Below are 19,622 nucleotides of genomic sequence, written 5' to 3'. Positions count from 1 at the left end.
GGAGAGGGTCAAGGAGAGGGGCTTTTAAGGCGCTGCATAAGTTCCACCTGCTGACGCTGCGCGGCCTGCTGTGTGGTGGGGCGCAATTGCACCACCTCCCCCGGCAAACACTGCGCCAGCCGCGCCAGCGCCAAGGGGGTCAACGCCCCCAACCGCGGATACCCGCCAATGGTCTGTCGGTCATTGAGCAGCACTATCGGCTGACCATCGGGCGGCACTTGAATCGCCCCCAACGGGATACCTTCCGAAATCATCGGCGCCCCCTGATACTCCAACGTCGGGCCTAACAGGCGAATGCCCATGCGATCAGCACGGCTGTCTACCGTCCACGGCCGGTTGAACACATCGAAGGTGCTTTGCCCGCTGAACGCACCGATTTGTGCGCCCAGGATCACATCCAGTACTGGCCGGGCGGCGAATTCGGGGATCAGCGCGCGGCTCAGCTCGCGCAACGCAGGCCCGGCGCCGCTGTAACTCAACTCGCCTCCTTTGACCAAGGCATGGCCAAAACCGTCAGGCCCGCCCAGCGCTTCACGCACCACGGTGGCGCAACTGCCCAGCACCTGCGGCGCAGTAAAGCCCCCCGGTGCAGCCAGATACGCCCGTGCCCCCTTGAGCGGCTGAGCAAATTTCAACGTTTGACCCTGATGTAACGTAAAACTGCGCCAGGGTTTAAGTGCCTGACCCTCCACGGTCGCGCCAAGGTCAGCGCCCGCCAGTGCCAAGGTGCAATCGGCCTGCGCAATCAGGATGAGCCCGCCCAGGGTGATCTCAATCACCGGGGCATCGAGGTCATTGCCCAGCAACCCGTTGGCCAATGCCATCGACCGCCAATCAGCCGCACCGCCCTGGGTCACACCCAAATGCCTGACACCAAAACGTCCTGCGTCCTGCAACTGGCACAACGCAGTGCTGGCTTGTATCAATAAACGGCTCATGCCAGTGCCTCCTGCGGGGTGTCATCGCCACCCAAGTTGATGAACTCGGCATGGCTGATGGGCGCAAACTGCACGCGATCACCGGGTTGCATCAGGCTGTAGCCTTCGCGCTCGCGGTCAAACAAGGCGCTGGGAGTACGCCCGATAAGGTTCCAGCCACCGGGAGATTGCGCCGGATAGGCGGCTGTCTGGCGCTCGGCAATGCCCACGCTGCCCGCCGCCACCCGTTTGCGCGGGGTCGACAGACGCGGTGCGGCTAACGCCTCGTCCACCAACCCCATAAACGCAAAGCCCGGCGCGAACCCCAGGGCGAATACCTGGTACTCGTGCTCGCTGTGGCAACGGATGACTTCGTTGTGCGACCAGCCGGTACGTTGGGCAAGCAATGCCAGCTCAGGCCCGACACTCAGGTCGTACCACACCGGCACCACATGGCACTGGCCTTGACGCCGGGTGTCCGGTTGCAGGTCGCTCAGTGCGTGGGCAATCAGCTCCCGCGCCTGAACCGGGCTGAGCTCCAGCCCATCGTAGTGCACCATCAAGGTGGTGTAGGACGGCACCACATCAATCAACTGCCCGGCAAACACGCTGCGTACGCGCTCAGTGGCGGCCAGCATCCACGGCATGTTGGCTTCGGCAATGTCATCGAACAGGCGCAGCATCAGGCAGTCGATGGCCACCACTTCAATACGCAGCTTCATGCCTGTAACTCGTTGAGGGCATTGCGTATGCGCTGCACGGCGGCCACCGAGCTGGCGTTGTCGCCATGCACACACAGGGTGTTGGCGTGCAGATACAGCGCGCTGCCATCACTGGCAATCAGCGGCTGGCCTGCCGCAAGGGTCAGGGCCTGACGCACGATGGTGTCTGCGTCATGGTGCACGGCACCCGGCAATTGCCGTGAGACCAAACGCCCTGCGTTGTCGTACGCCCGATCAGCAAAGGCTTCAAACCATAACGTCACGCCATACTCATCGCCGATGGCTTGGGCCTCGCGGTTGTCGCGGGTGGCCATCAGCATCAACGGCAAGCGGGCATCGTAGGTCGCCACAGCGTGCACCACGGCGCGCAATTGCTCGGGGCTGGCCATCATGTCGTTGTACATCGCTCCGTGCGGTTTGACGTAACCGATACGCGTACCCTGGGCACGGCAAATGCCGTCGAGCGCGCCCAACTGGTAGTGCAACAGGTCTTGCAGCTCTGCCGCGGTGTAGGCCATAGAACGGCGACCAAATCCTGCCAGGTCCTGGTACGCCGGGTGGGCACCGATTTGCACGTCATGCTTGAGCGCCAGGGCCACGGTTTTGCGCATGATGCCCGGATCGCCCGCATGAAAACCGCAGGCAATGTTGGCGCAATCAATGAAGGGCATCACTTCGGCGTCCAGGCCCATGGTCCAGCTGCCAAAGCTTTCACCCATATCGCAGTTCAATAACAGGCGGCTCATGCGGATGCTCCTGTGGTTTTTTTATAGTTCAGAGGTAGGACATTTTTCGGCAGGCGTACGCGTTCGTCCAACTAATAAAAGCCGGGCGCGGGGATAAGAAAACTTGATCGCTGGCGGCGATGAGCATCATGGGCCCCTTTGGAAGGGGCCGCCTGGCAGGCCATTGCAGCCTAGAGGTTCAGTAGCTGCGCTCGCGACGGGCGATGCGTTCGCGCTGGCGTTTACCGCCCAGCACGACCCAATCGATCAGGCGCAAGAAGCCTTCGATGATGAAGGAAAACAACAACGCGCCCGCCATAGCCCAGCCAATGGCCGTCGGCGAGAGCAAGACTTGGTAGGTGTAGGCGTCGAAGGTTTCCTGGCGGATGGCCGGGTCTGCGGCATACGCCACTTGCAGGGCGCGCATGTACCACGGGCCTTGCATGGCCTGGAACTGGTTATCCAGCAGGCGCTGACGGGTCAGCAGCGTGTTCAGGCTGGTGGCGTCGCTGCGAAATACCGGGTCATCACTGGCCTGGTAGTGAGCCACCAGAGCTTGCAGGTCACCCTTGAAAAACTGATTGGCCGTGTTTTGAAAGCCTGCCAACCCGGTTTGGGCTTCGATCAGGTGAGCTTCTACACGATTGGCGTAATCATTGATAAACCCCGGCACTTGCACGCCGAGCAGCAGGCCCAACGTAAATAGCACCAACCGCAGGTAGCTCAGGAACATACACGCCCTTCCTTATTCGGTTGTGCCGCGGCTGACGCATTCGCCGCCACGCCACAAGCTCCATTGCCCCGGTTCGTAGCGGGTCCAGGTTTCGTTTTCAGTCAACGGTTCGGTGGCAATCACGGTGACCACGTCAGCAGGCGTGGTTTCGGCCTGAAAGTCCACGATCACGTCGACATCTTTCAAGCGCGCCGGACCAAACGGCGCCCGCCGGGTGATGTGGGCCAGTTTGGTCGAGCAGTAGCAAAACAGCCAGTCGCCATTGCTCAGCAAGCCATTGAACACGCCTTTAGTGCGGTATTGGGCGCAGGCCGCCACCAGCACGGGAAGCAATGTTTCGACGTCTACGGGTTCTGGAAACGCCTCGCGCACCCGATTGAGCAGATCACAAAAGGCCGCTTCGCTGTCGGTGTCGCCAATGGGCCGGTAAAAACTGACGCTCGGGTTGAAGTCCGCCAATTGCCCGTTGTGCGCAAAGCACCAGTTACGGCCCCACAACTCACGCACAAACGGGTGGGTATTGGACAAGCACACCTGGCCCACGTTGGCCTGGCGGATATGCCCAATCACCACTTCACTTTTGATCGGATAACGCTGCACCAGCAAGGCGACTTCAGAATCGCAGCTGGCACCCGGGTCCTGGAACAGCCGCAGGCCACGCCCTTCATAGAAGGCGATGCCCCAGCCATCGCGGTGCGGGCCGGTACGCCCGCCGCGCTGCATCAGGCCGGTGAAACTGAACACAATGTCGGTCGGCACGTTGGCGCTCATGCCCAGTAATTCACACACGCTCGTACGCTCGCATTCAGGCTTGACGAAAAAGTTTACAGCCGTGGCTCAACCCGTGAGGAGCCAGCAGGCCGCGGTACAGCCGTATGGCCATAGCGATCATCGGCGGCGCCGAAAGGTTGATCGTCTTCGGGCTCGCTTTTGCGGGCCGCTTCATTTGCAGCCAGCCGAGCACGCCGCGCTTTGCTGGCGCGCTCGATCGGCCAGCGAATCAGCACAAACACTGCGTACAGGCAAAACGCGATGATGGCGTACATCAACAAGTCGGACACCGCGCGCCAGGCGTTATTGCCCACCTTGAAAGCAAGGTCGAGGGCGGTGATGGCGATCGCGGGGGCAAATTTTTCCTTGACCGGGTCAATGATGGTCGGGCTGAACAACAGCACGGCCATTAATATACGCAGGGGTTCACGCAGCCAGCGCCACATGAAGCGGGTCAGGCGGCACCACACGAGCAGGCAGCCCAAAGCGGCAAAGGCGTAAAGGCCCCAAGCGAGCAGATAGTCGTTCTCGGTCATGGTATCCATGGTCGGCAGGCAATGAGGCGCTATGATAACGGCTTTTGACAAGGGCGGCTGCACCGCCGTCAGCACGACTTCTTTTCATGCAGGTTTGTGAGAACACTTAATGACCGAATCAGCCCACGCAAACAGCGCGCCTATCGCACATACCGTAGAGGGTCCTGACCCATATGTATGGTTACAAAATCGCGACAGCAAAGAGGTTTTGGACTATCTGAAAGCGGAAAACAGTTATCAGGAGGCGCAGTTGGCCGATCAGGCTGAACGGCGTGAAGCCCTGTTTCAAGAGATCAAAGGCCGTATTCGCGAAACTGATTTGTCGCTGCCCTCGCCTTGGGGACCTTTCCTGTATTACACCCGCACCGTGGCCGGTGATGAGTACCCGCGACACTTGCGCTGCCCGCGCCCGGCCGATGACAGCCAGCAGGTTGACGAGCGTGCCGAGCAATTGCTGCTCGACCCGAACGCCTTGGCCGACGGCGGTTTTATTTCACTGGGTGCGTTCAGCATCAGCCCGGACCATCAGCGCCTCGCGTATAGCCTGGACATCAACGGCGAAGAAGTTTTCCGTTTATTCGTCAAAGAGCTGAGCACCGGCGTGGTCACCGAACTGCCGTTTGACGACTGTGATGGCAGCATGACGTGGGCCAATGACAGCCAGACGCTGTTTTTTGCCGAACTGGATGACACTCACCGCCCGCACAAACTGATGCGCCATACGCTCGGCGAGTCGGGGGCGCATGAAGTGTTTCATGAGCCGGACGGGCGATTCTTCCTGCATTGCTATCGCTCAAGTTCCGAACGCCAACTCATCCTGCTGCTCAGCAGCAAAACCACCAGTGAAAGCTGGGTGCTGGATGCGCATCAGCCAACAGACCCGTTCACTTGCCTGGCACCCAGGGTTGAAGACCACGATTACAGCGTCGATCACGGGCTTTACCAAGGCGCCTGGACCTGGTTCATTCGCACCAATCAGGACGGCATCAACTTTGCCCTGTACTGCGCCGCAGGTGATGTGCCGACCCGTAATGAGTGGACGCTGCTGATCGCCCATGACGACAAGGTGATGCTGGAGGGCCTGACCCTGAACGCAAACGCCTTGTGCTTGAGCCTGCGCGAAGGCGGACTGCCGATCATCGAGATTCGTCCTGCGGGTTTGGCGCCGTATCGCGTTCAACTGCCGGACGCCGCCTACAGCCTGTATGTACAAGACAGCCTTGAGTTCGACAGTCCTTGCATCCGACTGCGCTACGAAGCGCTGAATCGCCCGGCGCAAGTGCGCCAGCTGACCTTGTCCAACGGCGAACAACGGGTGCTCAAAGAAACACCCGTACTCGGGCCGTTCGATGCCGATGATTATGTCAGCCAGCGTCTATGGGCCACGGCGCCCGATGGCACGCAGGTGCCGATCAGCCTGGTGGTCAAGCGCAGCGCTCTGGGCCAACCCACTCCCTTGTATTTGTATGGCTACGGGGCCTATGGCGAAAGTCTGGACCCGTGGTTTTCGCACTCGCGCCTCAGCTTGCTCGACCGCGGTGTGGCCTTCGCCATCGCCCATGTGCGCGGCGGCGGTGAGTTGGGTGAGGCCTGGTATCGCGCAGGTAAACAGGAACACAAGCACAACACGTTCAGCGACTTCATCGCCTGTGCCGAACATTTGATTGCCCACGGGCTGACCGACGCCGGGCAACTGGTGATCAGCGGCGCCAGCGCGGGGGGCCTGTTGATTGGCGCCGTGCTCAATCAACGCCCAGAACTGTTCAAGGCGGCGATTGCTGAAGTGCCGTTCGTCGATGTTCTGAACACCATGCTCGACCCCGAACTGCCGCTGACCGTCACCGAGTATGACGAATGGGGTAACCCGCAAGAGCCACAGGTGTATGCCCGGATCAAAGCCTATGCGCCGTATGAAAATGTACGCGCTCAGGCCTACCCGGCGATGCTGGTGATTGCGGGCTACAACGACAGCCGCGTGCAGTATTGGGAAGCGGCCAAGTGGGTCGCCAAACTGCGCGTCACCAAGACTGACAACAACCTGTTACTGCTCAAGACCGAACTGGACGCCGGTCATGGCGGCATGAGCGGGCGCTATCAAGCCCTGCGCGATGTGGCGCTGGAGTATGCCTTTGTGTTCAAGGTGCTGGGCCTGTAGGGGCGCGCCTGTACATGCAATCAAGCCCATTACTCTGCCGGGGGCTTGGCCTTGGGGTCTTTGACCTCAAGCCCCGGCAGTGGCTGGTCTTTGGGCGGCTGGGGCAAGTCGATGGGTGGCAGCGGGATCAAACTGCCACTTCCGGCAACCGGCTTGCGCACGGCCTTGGGGGTGATCTGCGGATACGGGGTGGGCGTCGCCGTGCCGGGTGAGCCCGGCGCCGCAGTCACAGGCACCACCGGCACAGGCGTCAGCTCTGCTGCCTGTGCCGCACTTATCGGGAGCGCAGCCCACACAATGGCCGTTAGAATAGTGCGTTTCATCAATCACTCCGTTGCCAGACCGGCTTGTCTGCCCTCAGGCTACTCGTAACCTGCGGTTTTTGTCCCCTTCTATGAGATATCCATGAAACGTTTTGTTTTGCTCGACACCACTCCGATCCCCGAAAACGGCGGCGCCTTGTGCCTGTTCGAGTATGGCGAGGACTTCGTGATCAAGATCCAGGGCGGCGACGGGGGGCAATTGATGAACACCCGCATGCACGGCTCGGAAGATGCGCTGGCCGAAATCCCGTGTCGCAAGGTCGCCGGTCGTCCGCAGTCACGGGTGCTGATTGGCGGACTGGGTATGGGTTTCACCTTGGCTTCGGCGCTCAAACACTTGGGCAAAACTGCCGAAGTGGTGGTGGCTGAACTGGTGCCGGGGGTTGTTGAATGGAACCGCGGGCCGCTGGGAGAAAAGTCCGGCAATCCTTTGCAAGACCCGCGCACCGTCATCCGCATGGAAGACGTGGCCAAGGTGTTGCAGGCCGAGCCCAATGGCTTCGACGCGATTATGCTGGATGTCGACAACGGCCCCGAAGGCTTGACCCAAAAAGCCAACAGCTGGTTGTATTCAGCCGGTGGCCTGAGCGCCTGCGCCAAAGCCTTGCGCCCTAAAGGCGTGCTGGCGGTGTGGTCAGCCAGTGCCGACAAACAATTTAGCGACAAGCTGCGCAAGGCCGGTTTCAAGGCTGAAGAAGTGCAGGTATTTGCCCACGGCAACAAGGGCACGCGGCACACAATCTGGATTGCTGAAAAAATCAAAGGCTGATCAACAGCTAAACTTAACGACCTGACCGTCATTCGTCCTGAAAGGTAACCCCATGAGTTCGGCCAACCCTCCCTCCCATACCGCGAAGCTGGATCGCATCCTGGCCGATGCCCAGCGTGACCGTGAAATGGGCTACCGCGACAAAGCCCTGAAAATGTACCCGCACGTGTGCGGTCGTTGCGCCCGAGAGTTTGCGGGCAAGCGCCTGAGTGAACTGACTGTTCACCACCGCGACCACAACCATGACAACAACCCGCAAGACGGTTCCAACTGGGAGCTGTTGTGCCTGTACTGCCATGACAACGAACACTCGCGCTACACCGACCAGCAATACTTCTCGGACAGCTCCACCAGCAGCCCGAAAGTCGCCAAGGCGACTCATAACCCGTTCGCGGCACTCGCCGGCTTGATGAAAAAAGACGAGTAAGACGGCTTGCCCCGCAGCCACTGGCGCAGGCGACGTCCAAATCCGGGCCGCGGGGTGTGTGGGCGAACGCACCCTGCGCCAGCGGCTACGGCTATGCAGTAACAGGGGGTATACTCGCGTCTTTTTTCTGAAGGGCTCGGGCACGTGGCGAACAAACGGTACAGCTGCATTGGTTTGTATAACCCCAAATCACCGGAAAACGTCGGCTCGGTGATGCGTGCGGCTGGTTGCTACAACGTGGCCTCGGTGTTTTACACCGGCAAACGGTACGAACGTGCCCGCGACTTCATCACGGACACCAAAAAGGTGCATCAGGACATTCCGTTGATCGGCATTGATGACCTGAAAAAAATCCTCCCGCTGGGCTGCATTCCGGTCGCGGTTGAGCTGGTCGAGGGCGCACGCTCCCTGCCTGAGTACACGCACCCGGATCGCGCGCTGTACATTTTTGGCCCCGAAGACGGCTCACTGGACAAAGAGATTCTGGACTGGTGCGAGGATGTGATTTACATCCCGACCAACGGCTGCATGAACCTTGCGGCCACCGTCAACGTGGTGCTTTACGACCGTTTGGCCAAGGGCAACAACACCCGTTCCGGCCCCAAGTTCTAACCCTCGCCCGCCATTGAATGGAACAACCCGCCCTCCCCGGCAGTCAGCTCTGTATCCACCTATCCCTTGGAGACAGAGCATGAGCAACACAAAACCTGTAGAGCGCATTGAATCCACTTCGTACGAAGACGTGCCTTATCAAAACGTAGAGGGCTGGGAGCGCGTTGGCTCGCTGGCAGGCGGCGTGGTGATGCTGGGCAAAGGCATTCGCCGTGGCGGCTTTATCGGCTTGATCCAGGTAGGCATTGGTGCGATGGCGCTCAAGCGCGGCATTACGGGCCACAGCTCGACCAAACGTCTGCTGGAAAAGAGCCGCCAGCAATTGAACAGCGTGCGTTCGGACATCGAGCAGGCGGGTGACGAGTTACTGCGCATGAAAGATGAAGTTGAAGCCAGGGTTGTGAAAAACACCTGATACGTTCCTGGCTGCACCTGCGATTAACGGCGCCATGTGCCGTCATTGAGCAGTGATGTGAGGCTGCGATTCGCGGTGAAGCCTTCATAAACCCTTCAACCCGGTGCTTTCGTCACACCGCAATCACCGGGTTTACGCCGCGTCGCAACCCATCACAGCCTCCCGCCTCAACAGCACTACAGCGTTTGGTCTCAGATTTTGTCTTTGTTCTGCTGGCTCGCGCTCCAGTCCACCAGCAGGCTGTAAGCCAGCGCCAGCAACGTCGGGCCGATGAAAAGACCGATAAAGCCAAAGGCAATCAAGCCACCAAACACGCCGAGCAATACGATCACCAAGGGCAAGTTGCCGCCCCGGCTGATCAAATAAGGTTTGAGCACGTTGTCCACGCCACTGATGATCAACGTGCCCCAAATTCCGAGAAAAATCGCCAGCCCGTAATCGCCCTTCCAGGCCAGCCATGCCGTGGCCGGAATCCAGATCAACGGCGGCCCCATCGGGATAAGACTTAGCAGAAAAGTCGCCAGCCCCAGCACCAGTGCGCCCGGTACACCGGCAATCAAGAAGCCGATCAGCGCCAGCACCGCCTGCGCCGCTGCCGTGCCGATCACACCGTTGACCACTCGCTGAATGGTGCCGGCCACCAGATCCTGATAGTAGGAGGCGCGCTCGCCGATCAAGCGTTCAAGCAAGCGATGCACGAACATCGCCAAACGCGGGCCATCACGGTAGAAAAAGAACACAAACACGATACTCAGTGTCAGCTCCAGAATGCCGCCGCCGATCTGTGCACTGCGGGCCAACAGCCAGTTGCCGACCTGCCCCAAATACGGCTTGACGGCCACGATCAGCGCCGCGCCCTGCTCATCGATGGTGTCCCAAATACCCACCAGGCGCTCACCGATTAACGGAATACCCGCCAGCCAGCCAGGCGCCTGCGGCAAGCCTTCAAGCTGAACATCCTTGACGAAGGTCGTGGCGTCGCGCACGTGATCCGCCAGGTTGAAGCCCAGCCACACCAGCGGGCCTGCCACCAGCAGCATCCAGCCCAAAGTCAGAATACCCGCTGCCAGCGACTCACGGCCATTGAGCCAGCGCGTCAGCAAGCGCATTAACGGCCAACTGGCAAACGCCAGCACCGCCCCCCAGAACAGCGCCGACCAAAAAGGCGCCATCACCCACAGACTGGCACCGAACAACACCAGCAGCAGGATCTGCACCAGCAGGCGATCGTTATTGAGCATGTGTGTTCCACAGAAAATTCATAGGCAAAAAAAGACGACGGCTACGCAGAGTGTAGCCGTCGCAGACAAGCGTTTAACGGAGCAGTTCGACCCGCAGCCCCTGGACCGGGTTCTCGCCCAGTTCAATGCGCGCAGCCCTTACACCGTTCTTGATCAGACCGTCGCGCCATGCGGCGGCGTGAACACCGCTCAGGCTGACCCTGGAGGTTGCATCCAGGTTCAATGCGCGACTGATCAAGGTGAGCCACTGTGCATCTGGCTCTGCCGTGAGCGCAGGTAAATCCAGCTCGCCCGTGCTTTTTAACTGGCGCTGCAAGGTGGCTGAGGTGGGCAGTAATTGGCCCAGATCACCACTGGCCTGAAGCTGCTCGACATGCAGGTAGGCTTTGCGGTTGCCCCGCGTGATGCCATACAACGCGACCAACTGATTTTGCTCAGGCGCCGCCAGGCGGATCAACAGGTAGGACTGCTCACCGTCGGCGCCCACCAGCTTGGAGTTACCAAAAATCTCATTTGCCCACAGGCTGCTTTCGCCACAATCACGGGCCTGGCACCAGAACAACAACTGCGCATCTTTGGCTTGCAGGGCTTCACGCGCAGCCGTAAAGGCTTCGGTGGCCGAGTGCTCAGCGGGTAATTCATAGGTGATCGCCGTGGTTTGGCCACGGGCATTGACCTGCCCTTCAAAACGCAGCCGACCGCTGATTTTTCGAATGGCGCCCATCGGGTAGATGCGCTCGACATCGGGCTTGACGGTGTAATCGACAATTTGCGCGTCCGCCAGCCGTGGCACGTCTCGCAAGTCATGACTGCCGGGCACGTCAGCCGCCCACAGCAGAGGGCTGAGGCAGCTCAGGCCCAGCGCACAGATAAAACGATTGGTCGGTTTCATCGGCACGCGTCACCCGCAGGTGAGGAGTGTTTGAGCCTGCTCACGATAGAGACCGGGTGGCCTTCCGAGGTCGCAGCGGTGTAGAGATCTATCATGGTTGTCTCCCATTTCAACCCGCCAAGCCTCGGCAGTTGGCCGCCGCAAGTCAAGGAGCGGCGAAGAACCGATTGAAACAGTCTGCAACAAGGATTGCCCCCGCGTCGTCATTGACGTGTAAATGATGGCCGCCGGGTAACCGTTCCAGCGTGAAGGGTAGCCTATCCAGCAACGTCGGATGGGAGGTCAACATCCCGTCCTCAGCGACCACTAACGTGGTGGGACAACTGACACGCTGTACGAATGACATGGCCTGTTCATCGGTAAGTCGCAGCGGGGACGGCAAGGTCAAGCGGCTGTCACTGCGCCAGCTGTAGCCCCCCGGCACCGGCATCAAACCGCGCTGGGCCAACAACTGCGCAGCCTCACGGCTGACCGCGACCATGCCTTTCATGCGGGCCTCGACGCCTCCCTCCAGGGTTTTGTGCACCGTTTTACGCTTGTGCGTGAGTGCCAATTGGGCCTGCAGCGCCTGCCCCATGCGCTCGGCCGTGCCCTGTTCAGACCCCATGTGCGGCATGACGCCATCAATGAGCGCCATTCGGGTGATCCGCTGCGGGCATGACCCGGCCACGATCACTGAAACAATCGCCCCCAGCGAGTGCCCTAACAGCGCAAAACGCTCCCAGCCCAGTTGTTCTGCCACGCTGAGCACATCAAAGGCGTAGTCCCACAGCGAGTAACCCGCGCCCTGCGGCCTGTGCGCAGAGTGACCATGTCCTGCCAGATCAAGCGCAACGATGCGCAAGCCCTTGAGCCTTGGTGCCAGCCGCGCAAAGCTGTTGGCGTTGTCCAGCCAGCCGTGCAACGCGATCACTGGCAGGCCGTCTTCAGGGCCAAACACATGCGCGGCAAGCTCGATGTGGGGCAGGCTCAGACGAATTTCTTCAACCACGGGATTCATGCAAAGCGCTCTTCAGAGGCCGGGATGACGCAGTTCCCAGCGGGTAAAAATGTCTTTCAGCAGGCTGGCGGTGTCTTGCGGCTGTTCCAGCGGGAACATGTGGCCACCCGGCACGCTTAACGCCTCCCCCAGGGGCAGGCGCGCGACGGCGTTGGCATGATGGCGCATCACCACCCGACTGTCGCGCCCACGCACCACGGTCAGCGGTACTTGCAACTGCTTGATCAGCCCCGGACTGGTATGCGGCACGCCCCGGTAGATGTCAATTTCGGTGGCCGGGTCGAAGCTTAGCCGCAGACGATCATCCATCGCGCACAACCCATGCTCCAGATACGCCTCAAAGCAGTCCGGGTCAAAGCTGCGAAACAACGACTTACCCGCAAAATAAGCCCGGGCGGCGTCACGGTCTGCAAACTCTTCGCGCCGTCCCAGTGTGCGCCCGGCCGGCGTCAGGCGATCAATCAGGCCAAAACGCTTGGCCGCGCGAATCACCCATTGATCGGTGCGCGTCAACACAGGTGAGTCGAGCATCACAACCCCACGGTAGAAGTGCGGGCAGCGTATGGCCGCGTGCAAGTGCAGCATTCCGCCCAACGAATGGCCAACGCCCAATACGGGTTCGTCTTGTTGTTGCAGGTGGTAAATCAGTTCGTCGACCAGGTTGCGCCAGTTGTTGTCCACCGGAAAGCGCGGGTCGTGACCGTGCTGCGACAAATGGGCGACGTGAAAGTCAGGCGCCAGGGATGCAAATAATTTGCCGTAGGTGGCCGAAGGGAAGCCGTTGGCATGGGCGAAAAAAATCTGCCGGGACATACAAGGCATCCAGTTGAAAAGGGTGGCCTTATTGTCAGTAGGATTATTCCCAACATCAATGACCGTATACGCCATCGAGGACGCCAGTACGGCCATTGCGTGCCCCTTTGCTCAGCGCACAGGCGGGGTATCACCCAGCGCGACCACGGCAATGGTCAGTCGGGAAATGCAGTTGAGTTTGCCGTTTTCATCCGTCAGGCGGATGTCCCACACATGGGTTGTACGCCCGATATGCACCGCACGCGCAACAGCACTCACCCGCCCGCTGCGCACCCCACGCAAGTGATTGGCGTTGACCTCAAGGCCGACGCAGTAGAACTTTTGCTGATCAATGCACAGATAACTGGCCATCGACCCCAAGGTCTCGGCCAACACGACCGAGGCGCCACCATGCAATAAGCCAAAGGGCTGATGCGTGCGGTGATCGACCACCATGCTTGCCGTGATGGAGGTGTCATCGAAGGCATCAAAGGTGATGTCCAGTACATCGCAGATGGTGTTTGTGCGCAGTGAATTGAGGTGCGCCAGGTCGGGCGTGGTGGTCCACAAGCTCATGGGTCAGTCCTTGGAGAGTGAATTAGTTGCCGTCTTGCCACTGGACGGCTCGACTGTCTGCGCCCCACCGTTCAAACCATTCGCTGTAGGTGTCTTCAATCACTGTGCGTTTGATCTTCAAGGTGGGGGTTAAAAAACCGTTGTCCGTGCCCCAACTATCTTTCACTACCACCAGGCTGCGCAACTGTTCGTGTTTGTCCAGGCCCGCATTGACCGCATGCAACAACGTTTCCAGGCTGACTTGCAGGCGGGCACGCGCCACTGTTGCGGCCTCTTCCCGGCCCCGCGCGGACAACACGCAAAGCCCCAACGGCCCCGCCAGACCATCGCCTACCACGCACACCTGTTCAATTTTTGCGTGCGCGGCAAGCTTGCCTTCAATCGGCCCTGGCGCGACGTATTTGCCTTTACTGGTTTTGAAGATCTCTTTGATTCGCCCCCGCAGCCGCAAATGCCCCAAGGTGTCTTGCTCACCTTTGTCACCGGTGCGCAAATATCCGTCACGGGTAAACGCTTCGCGGGTCAATTGCGGGTTTTTGAAGTAGCCCATCATGAGCGCCGGACTGCGCATTTGCACTTCACCCTCAGGATCGATCCGCACCTCCACGCCCTCGCAATGTCGGCCTATCCAGCCCGGTTTATGCTGGCCCACGCGGCACACATGGGAATAGCCGCAGTTTTCGGTCATGCCATAAATTTCGACCACTTCAAGGCCCAGTCGCCGATACCACAGCATCAACGCCTGGGGGACGGTCGAGGCGCCGATATAACCCATACGCACCGCGTCCAGGCCCAAAGCGTGCAGGATGTGGCGTGCCACCCGCTGACGCACCATTGGCACGCTCAACAACAGGCTCAGCCGACGCTCGCCCATGCGGCTGTAGACCGCCTGTTGAAAGTTGCTCCAGATCCGCGGCACGCCTAAAAACACAGTCGGGCGGGCGCGCTGCATATCGAGGGCAAACGTCTCCAACGACTCAGAGAAATAGATGCAGTGCCCCGCATAGAACGATGCAAGCTCAACGAACAGACGCTCAGCCACATGGCACAAGGGCAAGTAAGAGATCACCCGGTCATGCTCATGCAGCCCTAACAGTTGCGTGGCATGACTGGCGGCGTAACCCAGCGCGCCGAAGTTGTGCATGACGCCTTTGGGCTCGCCAGTGGTCCCTGAGGTGTAAATCACGGTCGCCAGTTGCTCGGCCGCAGGCGTGGGCGAGTCGGTGATGGGGGGACAGGCCTGGAGGTCGTCCCAATTGAAGTCAAAACTGTCGAGTGGCGCCTGCGGCAAGCTGACCGTCACCCGCTCAGGCGTGATGCCCTCAACCATGTGCGACCAGTCATCCAGTTTGCCGACAAACACCAGCACGCTTTCAGAATGCGCCAATACGTGGGCCACCGAGGCAGCTGTCAGGTTGGGGTACAGCGGCACCGTCACATGCCCGGCCATCCAGATCGCCAGATCGGTGATCAGCCAATGGGCGTTATTTTTCGAAATCAGGGCGATATGACTGCGGGGGGCAAGGTTCTGATTGCGTAACCACTGTGCGACCCGCCGGGCTTGCTGCCCCACTTCATACCAGTTGAAGGCGTGCACGCGCCCATCGCTCGACGGTTGAATCATGTAGGGTTTTTGTGGATGACGCCTTTCACGTTCGTAAAAGGCTTGCAGGGGTAAGCATGTAGCGCTGGACATGGTGCCCTCCTTGGCTCATGGCGGATATCCGGACTCCTTGATGAGTCCTGACCGGGCCGACTCCTTCGGCCACACGCAATGAATGTAGAGCACGCGTTGAAACTTGCCGTTAAACCGTCACACCGCCCGGCTGGTTACGGATGCCGGACCGTGCGCAGGTGCATGCAGCCAGCCAGCGCCCCGTCGCCCTCAAGCTGCGCCAGACTGGCGGTCTGCATGGGCTCAGGACTGCGGTCATGGCCGTATTGCAGCAGGCTGATCAACTCGCCCACAAAAGGCTGATGGCTGACCAGCAGCACATTACCGTTGTCCGGGAGTTGACCGACGGCGAGCGCAGGATCGCTCTCGGGCGTCAACCAGGACACAGTCTTGAGTGCGGGTGTGCCCCCCAAAACCTTGCGCACGATTTCGGCTGTTTGCTGCGCCCTGACGTAAGGGCTGACCAACATCTTGTCGATGGACTGGCCGATCAAATGGGCCGCTGCCTGGCGCACTTGCTCACGGCCGTGCTCAGTTAAATTTCGCTGCGCATCAGAGCGGGCGTGGGGCTCGGCTTCGCCGTGGCGCAAAATCCACAGTTTCATGGCTGCTTGGTTTCGCGCACGGGTTGTGCATAAGGCGCTTCACCTTCCGGGGCGCGCGGCGCTGGCCAATCAGCAAATGGCCAGGGTTTTTGGTCCGTGTGAAAACTGCCAAAACGACCGATTTGCGCCAGATACACGCTCAAGCTGTCGCCAAAATTCATCAGGCCACCATTGGGGGCCCCATAGATCAGGCGGTAGATCAATTGCACCAGCACCAACCCGCCGAGCACGAGTTGCGCAACGTGCCAGATCATTAAAAAAATCAGCATCCACAGCACACGCAAAATGATGGACTCGTACTGGGGTGCGTTTTGGGTGTCACGCATGGGGCGGCTCCTGTTGTGTTCAGTTAAAACCACTGGTGGAAATAAAGTCGACGTCGGTTTTGGGTTCGGCACGCATCAGCAATTCAATCACCTGGTTCAGGGTGCGGCCCTCAAAAAGGATAGCGTGCAGGCCCGCCACCAACGGCATGTAGACGTTGAGCTCCTGTGCTTTGACCTTGAGCACTTTGAGCGTGTTGACACCTTCTGCCACTTCGCCCAAACGTGAGACCGCCTCTTCCAGGCTAAGCCCTTCACCCAACGCAAAACCGACTTGATAGTTGCGGCTTTTAGGGGAGGAGCAGGTGACGATCAGGTCGCCTACACCGGCCAACCCCAGAAAAGTCATCGGGTTGGCGCCCTGACTGACAGCAAATCGAGTCATCTCTGCCAATGCTCGGGTAATCAGCATGCTTTTGGTGTTTTCACCCATGCCCAACGCCACGGCCATGCCGGCAATAATCGCATAGACGTTTTTAAGCGCCCCGCCCAGCTCTACACCAAAACGGTCCGCGCTGGCGTACACGCGAAACGTACGACCGTGCAGCACCTCTTGAACCCGCAAGCAAAGTGCTTCGTCGGCACTGGCGATCACCGTGGCGGTCAGCGCGTGCTCAGCCACTTCACGCGCCAGGTTGGGACCGGACAAAACGCCAATCCGCGCCTGAGGGGCGATTTCTTCAAGGATTTCACTCATCAGCTTGAAGCTGTGGGCTTCGATGCCTTTGGTCAGGCTGACCAGCATTTTGCCGCTCAAGCGCTCGGCATGGACCGCCAACACCGCACGCAAGGCACTGGACGGCAATGCAACGAAACACAAATCACAGTCATCAAGCGTGGCTTGCAGGTCGGTGACCGGCTCTACACCCGGATGAATTTTGATGCCTTTAAGGTAGCGAGGGTTTTCACGGTTAAGGCGAATGGCCTCTGCCTGCTGCGGATCGCGCATCCACTGACGTACGTGATGGCCATTTTCGGCCAGCAGGTTGGCCACCGCAGTGCCAAAGCTCCCGCCTCCCAAGACCGCAATAGCGCGCTGTTCAGTCATATGCAATCCCGTCATCCATCTAGCAGTGGCAATGGCGGCATTATACGGAGCACACTCTTGGCGACCAGCCCCCCCGTGCAGTGACCTGCGGCAACTGATCCCGCAGAAAATGCATGGCCTTGACTGGAAAACGGCTTCAGCTCAGTTAACATGCCGCCCATTCATTCACCCCTGACGAGGCAGCCTGGCTGCGCACCTGCATGACCCACCGCAGGTCACGGATGACTTCAGCAAGCTGGCACTGGCTCATGGAACACTTCACGCATGACTGACCGTGGTCGATGGGATATTCACGCCCGCACCCAAATGATGAGTTTGGGCCCGGCTTTGTTGCTGACCTTGCTGCTTATCAGCTTTTTTACCTTCGTGCGCCTTCAGGATTTACGCCAGGAGCTGAACCACACCGGCCAATTGATTGCCAGCCAACTGGCCCCTGCGTCCGAGTACGGGGTTATTTCTGGCAACACCCAGGTGCTCGAAACCCTGATGGCGGCGTCGCTCAACACCGCCCATGTGCAATTTGTGCAAGTACAGGACAGCGCCAACAATGTGCTGGTCCATGCCGAGCAACCGCAGCTCGACCCCCACCATCGCGCCGAGATCGAGGTGTTTCAGGCCCCCGTCAGGGTCAGGCGCAGCTCCAGTCAATCCAATGCCCCTGCCGAGGACTATATGGGTCGGGTACTGGTGGGGATGTCCAGTGACGCCTTCAATCAGCGCCAGCAAGACATCTTGCTCAAGGCCGTGATTCTTGCGCTGTTTGCGCTGGGTTTCACCTATTTGCTGGCCAGACGCCTGGCGTCCAACCTGTCCAAACCGATCAGTGACATGAGCGATGCGGTCAAGGCCATTCAACAAGGGCACTACAACACACCGCTACCGGTGGTGGACGAAGGTGAACTCGGCAGCCTGGCGCGCCACATCAACAACCTCGCCGAAGGTTTGGCGCAAGCGAGCCGTGAACAGCAAACAGCGATCGCCCAATTGATTGAGACACGCGAAGAAGCCGAGCGCGCCAACAGCGCCAAAACCGATTTTCTGGCGATGATGAGCCATGAGCTGCGTACCCCGATGAATGGCGTGCTGGGGATGCTGCAACTGATGGAAACCACGCAAATGACCGAGGAGCAGGCTGAATATGCCGCCCTTGCGTCGCAATCCACCGAGCATTTACTCAAGGTCATCAACGACATTCTCGATTTTTCGAGGATCGAACGTTCAACCCTGGAACTGGAACATATTGCGTTCAACCTTGGCGAATTGGTGAGCAACTGCGCGCAGGCCTTCCAGCACAATGCCGGGCAACGTGGCTTGCACTTGCGCACGGTGGTGCCAGAGGGCCTGCAACATTTGCACGTACTGGGTGACCCCACCCGTATTCGGCAGATTTTGGTCAATCTGATCGGCAATGCATTGAAATTCACCGAACGCGGGCACGTCAGCATCGAACCTGCATGGCAACCGCTGGACCACGAGCTGATCTGGTTTACCTGCACCGTTCGCGACAGCGGCATCGGTATCAGCACCGAGAAGCTGGACTCGATGTTCAATGCCTTTAAGCAAGCTGACAGCTCTATTTCACGACGTTACGGCGGCACCGGCCTGGGCCTGCCCATTGCCCGTTCATTGGCTGAACGCATGGGTGGGCGCTTATTGGCCCAGAGCGAAGAAGCGCAAGGTTCGGTGTTCACCCTAGAAATCCCGCTGGAACTGCACCAGCCCACCGCCAGCAACACTCGCGCCGCACTTCAAGCGCCTCCCTTGTGCATCAAAGGTCGCAAAGTGCTGCTGGTGGAGGACAACCCGGTCAACCAGACGGTGATTGAGGCCATGCTCAGCAGCCTTGGGTATGAGGTAAGCGTGGTCAGTGACGGCGCCCAAGCCATTCACCGGGCCAATACCGAGTGCTTCACAGCCATTTTGATGGATTGCCGGCTGCCGATCATTGACGGTTATGAAGCAACGCGCCAGATTCGCCAGCTAGCTGGCTGCACCCAGGTGCCAATTATTGCGTTGACGGCCAACGCCTTGCAGGGTGACCGTGAAGCTTGCCTGCAAGCAGGAATGAACGATTATCTGGCAAAGCCGTTCAAACGCACTGATCTGGAACAAATCCTGCTGCGCTGGGTCCAGTAACTTATACCCATGACCTTCCTGCGACTGGCGTAAAACTTAAAAGTGCGGCAGTCTTAGCCACCCGATTGGGGGCCTGAACGGGCCTGATTTTAAATTTCAGTGAACAAGTGTACATTTGTGTCCTTGGCGCTGTGACTTTCACTACTACGCAATAGTCTATGTGTAGGCTGGCGAACTGAAGCGCGACTGTTTCAGTTGGTCGGGAAGTTTTGCCCCACCTTGCCGCATG

At 59.4% G+C, this 19,622-nt stretch carries 22 protein-coding genes; 6 read left to right on the top strand and 16 right to left on the bottom strand.

The genetic code is table 11. From position 1 onward, the window contains the following. Positions 1–8: 8 nt before the first annotated feature. The 6 genes from AP059_RS04210 to AP059_RS04185 all read right to left on the bottom strand — a co-directional run bounded on the left by AP059_RS04210 (position 9) and on the right by AP059_RS04185 (position 4,413). Positions 9–938, bottom strand: coding sequence for a biotin-dependent carboxyltransferase family protein (locus AP059_RS04210; RefSeq protein ID WP_059762021.1), 930 nt, complete (start codon positions 936–938; stop codon positions 9–11). Further along, positions 935–1,639, bottom strand: coding sequence for a 5-oxoprolinase subunit PxpB (pxpB, locus tag AP059_RS04205; protein WP_059762020.1), 705 nt, complete (start codon positions 1,637–1,639; stop codon positions 935–937). Before pxpB ends, AP059_RS04210 begins: the two co-directional genes overlap by 4 nt. After that, a complete protein-coding gene (locus AP059_RS04200; RefSeq protein ID WP_059762019.1) occupies positions 1,636–2,385 on the bottom strand; it encodes a 5-oxoprolinase subunit PxpA in 750 nt (249 codons plus the stop codon). The genes pxpB and AP059_RS04200 overlap by 4 nt, the downstream gene beginning before the upstream one ends. 178 nt (positions 2,386–2,563) lie before the next feature. Continuing rightward, a complete protein-coding gene (locus AP059_RS04195) occupies positions 2,564–3,097 on the bottom strand; it encodes a DUF2937 family protein (protein ID WP_048366363.1) in 534 nt (177 codons plus the stop codon). 12 nt (positions 3,098–3,109) lie between these two features. Then, entirely contained in the window at positions 3,110–3,886 is a 777-nt protein-coding gene (locus AP059_RS04190) for a class II glutamine amidotransferase (RefSeq protein WP_059762018.1), read from the bottom strand. A gap of 35 nt (positions 3,887–3,921) precedes the next feature. Beyond that, positions 3,922–4,413, bottom strand: a complete 492-nt coding sequence (locus tag AP059_RS04185) for a hypothetical protein (protein WP_059762055.1) — start codon at positions 4,411–4,413, stop codon at positions 3,922–3,924. A gap of 100 nt (positions 4,414–4,513) precedes the next feature. On the opposite strand from AP059_RS04185, the gene AP059_RS04180 reads away from it, so the two are divergent. Beyond that, positions 4,514–6,559, top strand: coding sequence for a S9 family peptidase (locus AP059_RS04180; RefSeq protein ID WP_059762017.1), 2,046 nt, complete (start codon positions 4,514–4,516; stop codon positions 6,557–6,559). Positions 6,560–6,588: 29 nt separating this feature from the next. Here the strand turns inward: AP059_RS04180 and AP059_RS04175 are convergent, their stop codons facing one another. Continuing rightward, a complete protein-coding gene (locus tag AP059_RS04175) occupies positions 6,589–6,882 on the bottom strand; it encodes a hypothetical protein (protein WP_048402530.1) in 294 nt (97 codons plus the stop codon). An 82-nt stretch (positions 6,883–6,964) separates the two neighbouring features. Between AP059_RS04175 and AP059_RS04170 the strand changes: the two genes are divergently transcribed. The 4 genes from AP059_RS04170 (at position 6,965) to AP059_RS04155 (ending at position 9,105) form a co-directional block, all read left to right on the top strand. Continuing rightward, positions 6,965–7,651 carry a spermidine synthase gene (locus AP059_RS04170; protein ID WP_010656469.1) on the top strand — a complete coding sequence of 229 codons (687 nt, stop codon included), beginning with the start codon at positions 6,965–6,967 and terminating at the stop codon, positions 7,649–7,651. A 52-nt stretch (positions 7,652–7,703) separates the two neighbouring features. Further along, positions 7,704–8,078, top strand: a complete 375-nt coding sequence (locus AP059_RS04165; protein WP_048366367.1) for a YajD family HNH nuclease — start codon at positions 7,704–7,706, stop codon at positions 8,076–8,078. Positions 8,079–8,222: 144 nt separating this feature from the next. Further along, positions 8,223–8,690, top strand: coding sequence for an RNA methyltransferase (locus tag AP059_RS04160; protein WP_059762016.1), 468 nt, complete (start codon positions 8,223–8,225; stop codon positions 8,688–8,690). 79 nt (positions 8,691–8,769) lie between these two features. Then, positions 8,770–9,105: a DUF2892 domain-containing protein gene (locus AP059_RS04155; RefSeq protein ID WP_059762015.1), complete on the top strand. Its 336-nt coding sequence runs from the start codon at positions 8,770–8,772 to the stop codon at positions 9,103–9,105. A gap of 191 nt (positions 9,106–9,296) precedes the next feature. On the opposite strand, the gene AP059_RS04150 is transcribed toward AP059_RS04155, so the two are convergent. From AP059_RS04150 to AP059_RS04110, 9 genes are all read right to left on the bottom strand, one after another. Next, positions 9,297–10,346 carry an AI-2E family transporter gene (locus AP059_RS04150; protein WP_059762014.1) on the bottom strand — a complete coding sequence of 350 codons (1,050 nt, stop codon included), beginning with the start codon at positions 10,344–10,346 and terminating at the stop codon, positions 9,297–9,299. Positions 10,347–10,419: 73 nt separating this feature from the next. Continuing rightward, positions 10,420–11,238: a DUF4892 domain-containing protein gene (locus AP059_RS04145; protein WP_059762013.1), complete on the bottom strand. Its 819-nt coding sequence runs from the start codon at positions 11,236–11,238 to the stop codon at positions 10,420–10,422. Positions 11,239–11,383: 145 nt separating this feature from the next. Further along, on the bottom strand, positions 11,384–12,238 hold the full coding sequence (locus tag AP059_RS04140) for an alpha/beta fold hydrolase (protein ID WP_059762012.1): 855 nt from the start codon (positions 12,236–12,238) through the stop codon (positions 11,384–11,386). Positions 12,239–12,250: 12 nt separating this feature from the next. Further along, entirely contained in the window at positions 12,251–13,051 is an 801-nt protein-coding gene (locus tag AP059_RS04135; protein ID WP_059762011.1) for an alpha/beta fold hydrolase, read from the bottom strand. A 111-nt stretch (positions 13,052–13,162) separates the two neighbouring features. Beyond that, positions 13,163–13,606 carry a hotdog fold thioesterase gene (locus tag AP059_RS04130; protein WP_059762010.1) on the bottom strand — a complete coding sequence of 148 codons (444 nt, stop codon included), beginning with the start codon at positions 13,604–13,606 and terminating at the stop codon, positions 13,163–13,165. A 22-nt stretch (positions 13,607–13,628) separates the two neighbouring features. Then, the gene (locus AP059_RS04125) at positions 13,629–15,302 is read right to left on the bottom strand and encodes an AMP-binding protein (protein WP_059762009.1); all 1,674 of its coding nucleotides are present in this window, start codon (positions 15,300–15,302) and stop codon (positions 13,629–13,631) included. 134 nt (positions 15,303–15,436) lie between these two features. Then, positions 15,437–15,886 carry a phosphohistidine phosphatase SixA gene (sixA, locus tag AP059_RS04120; protein WP_059762008.1) on the bottom strand — a complete coding sequence of 150 codons (450 nt, stop codon included), beginning with the start codon at positions 15,884–15,886 and terminating at the stop codon, positions 15,437–15,439. Then, positions 15,883–16,212: a DUF4389 domain-containing protein gene (locus tag AP059_RS04115; protein WP_059762007.1), complete on the bottom strand. Its 330-nt coding sequence runs from the start codon at positions 16,210–16,212 to the stop codon at positions 15,883–15,885. Before AP059_RS04115 ends, sixA begins: the two co-directional genes overlap by 4 nt. 19 nt (positions 16,213–16,231) lie before the next feature. Beyond that, on the bottom strand, positions 16,232–17,257 hold the full coding sequence (locus tag AP059_RS04110; protein WP_059762006.1) for an NAD(P)H-dependent glycerol-3-phosphate dehydrogenase: 1,026 nt from the start codon (positions 17,255–17,257) through the stop codon (positions 16,232–16,234). Between the two features lie 264 nt (positions 17,258–17,521). On the opposite strand from AP059_RS04110, the gene AP059_RS04105 reads away from it, so the two are divergent. Beyond that, positions 17,522–19,393 carry a response regulator gene (locus tag AP059_RS04105; protein WP_059762005.1) on the top strand — a complete coding sequence of 624 codons (1,872 nt, stop codon included), beginning with the start codon at positions 17,522–17,524 and terminating at the stop codon, positions 19,391–19,393. Positions 19,394–19,622: the final 229 nt, after the last annotated feature.

This window comes from Pseudomonas sp. TAA207 (assembly GCF_001529285.1).
In the GTDB taxonomy this organism is placed as follows: Bacteria; Pseudomonadota; Gammaproteobacteria; order Pseudomonadales; family Pseudomonadaceae; genus Aquipseudomonas; species Aquipseudomonas weihenstephanensis.
Note: the sequence above shows the minus strand (reverse complement) of the source record. Positions and strands in the feature narration are given on the sequence as shown.

Bases quoted from the DNA above. Each gene is read 5' to 3' on its own strand.
- AP059_RS04135 (WP_059762011.1), bottom strand. From the start codon at position 13,051: ATGTCCCGGCAGATTTTTTTCGCCCATGCCAACGGCTTCCCTTCGGCC.
- AP059_RS04140 (WP_059762012.1), bottom strand. From the start codon at position 12,238: ATGAATCCCGTGGTTGAAGAAATTCGTCTGAGCCTGCCCCACATCGAG.
- AP059_RS04125 (WP_059762009.1), bottom strand. From the start codon at position 15,302: ATGTCCAGCGCTACATGCTTACCCCTGCAAGCCTTTTACGAACGTGAA.
- AP059_RS04130 (WP_059762010.1), bottom strand. From the start codon at position 13,606: ATGAGCTTGTGGACCACCACGCCCGACCTGGCGCACCTCAATTCACTG.
- AP059_RS04210 (WP_059762021.1), bottom strand. From the start codon at position 938: ATGAGCCGTTTATTGATACAAGCCAGCACTGCGTTGTGCCAGTTGCAG.
- AP059_RS04185 (WP_059762055.1), bottom strand. From the start codon at position 4,413: ATGGATACCATGACCGAGAACGACTATCTGCTCGCTTGGGGCCTTTAC.
- AP059_RS04110 (WP_059762006.1), bottom strand. From the start codon at position 17,257: ATGACTGAACAGCGCGCTATTGCGGTCTTGGGAGGCGGGAGCTTTGGC.
- AP059_RS04200 (WP_059762019.1), bottom strand. From the start codon at position 2,385: ATGAGCCGCCTGTTATTGAACTGCGATATGGGTGAAAGCTTTGGCAGC.
- AP059_RS04175 (WP_048402530.1), bottom strand. From the start codon at position 6,882: ATGAAACGCACTATTCTAACGGCCATTGTGTGGGCTGCGCTCCCGATA.
- AP059_RS04195 (WP_048366363.1), bottom strand. From the start codon at position 3,097: ATGTTCCTGAGCTACCTGCGGTTGGTGCTATTTACGTTGGGCCTGCTG.
- AP059_RS04170 (WP_010656469.1), top strand. From the start codon at position 6,965: ATGAAACGTTTTGTTTTGCTCGACACCACTCCGATCCCCGAAAACGGC.
- AP059_RS04155 (WP_059762015.1), top strand. From the start codon at position 8,770: ATGAGCAACACAAAACCTGTAGAGCGCATTGAATCCACTTCGTACGAA.
- AP059_RS04165 (WP_048366367.1), top strand. From the start codon at position 7,704: ATGAGTTCGGCCAACCCTCCCTCCCATACCGCGAAGCTGGATCGCATC.
- AP059_RS04145 (WP_059762013.1), bottom strand. From the start codon at position 11,238: ATGAAACCGACCAATCGTTTTATCTGTGCGCTGGGCCTGAGCTGCCTC.
- AP059_RS04150 (WP_059762014.1), bottom strand. From the start codon at position 10,346: ATGCTCAATAACGATCGCCTGCTGGTGCAGATCCTGCTGCTGGTGTTG.
- AP059_RS04105 (WP_059762005.1), top strand. From the start codon at position 17,522: ATGACTGACCGTGGTCGATGGGATATTCACGCCCGCACCCAAATGATG.
- AP059_RS04115 (WP_059762007.1), bottom strand. From the start codon at position 16,212: ATGCGTGACACCCAAAACGCACCCCAGTACGAGTCCATCATTTTGCGT.
- sixA (WP_059762008.1), bottom strand. From the start codon at position 15,886: ATGAAACTGTGGATTTTGCGCCACGGCGAAGCCGAGCCCCACGCCCGC.
- pxpB (WP_059762020.1), bottom strand. From the start codon at position 1,639: ATGAAGCTGCGTATTGAAGTGGTGGCCATCGACTGCCTGATGCTGCGC.
- AP059_RS04180 (WP_059762017.1), top strand. From the start codon at position 4,514: ATGACCGAATCAGCCCACGCAAACAGCGCGCCTATCGCACATACCGTA.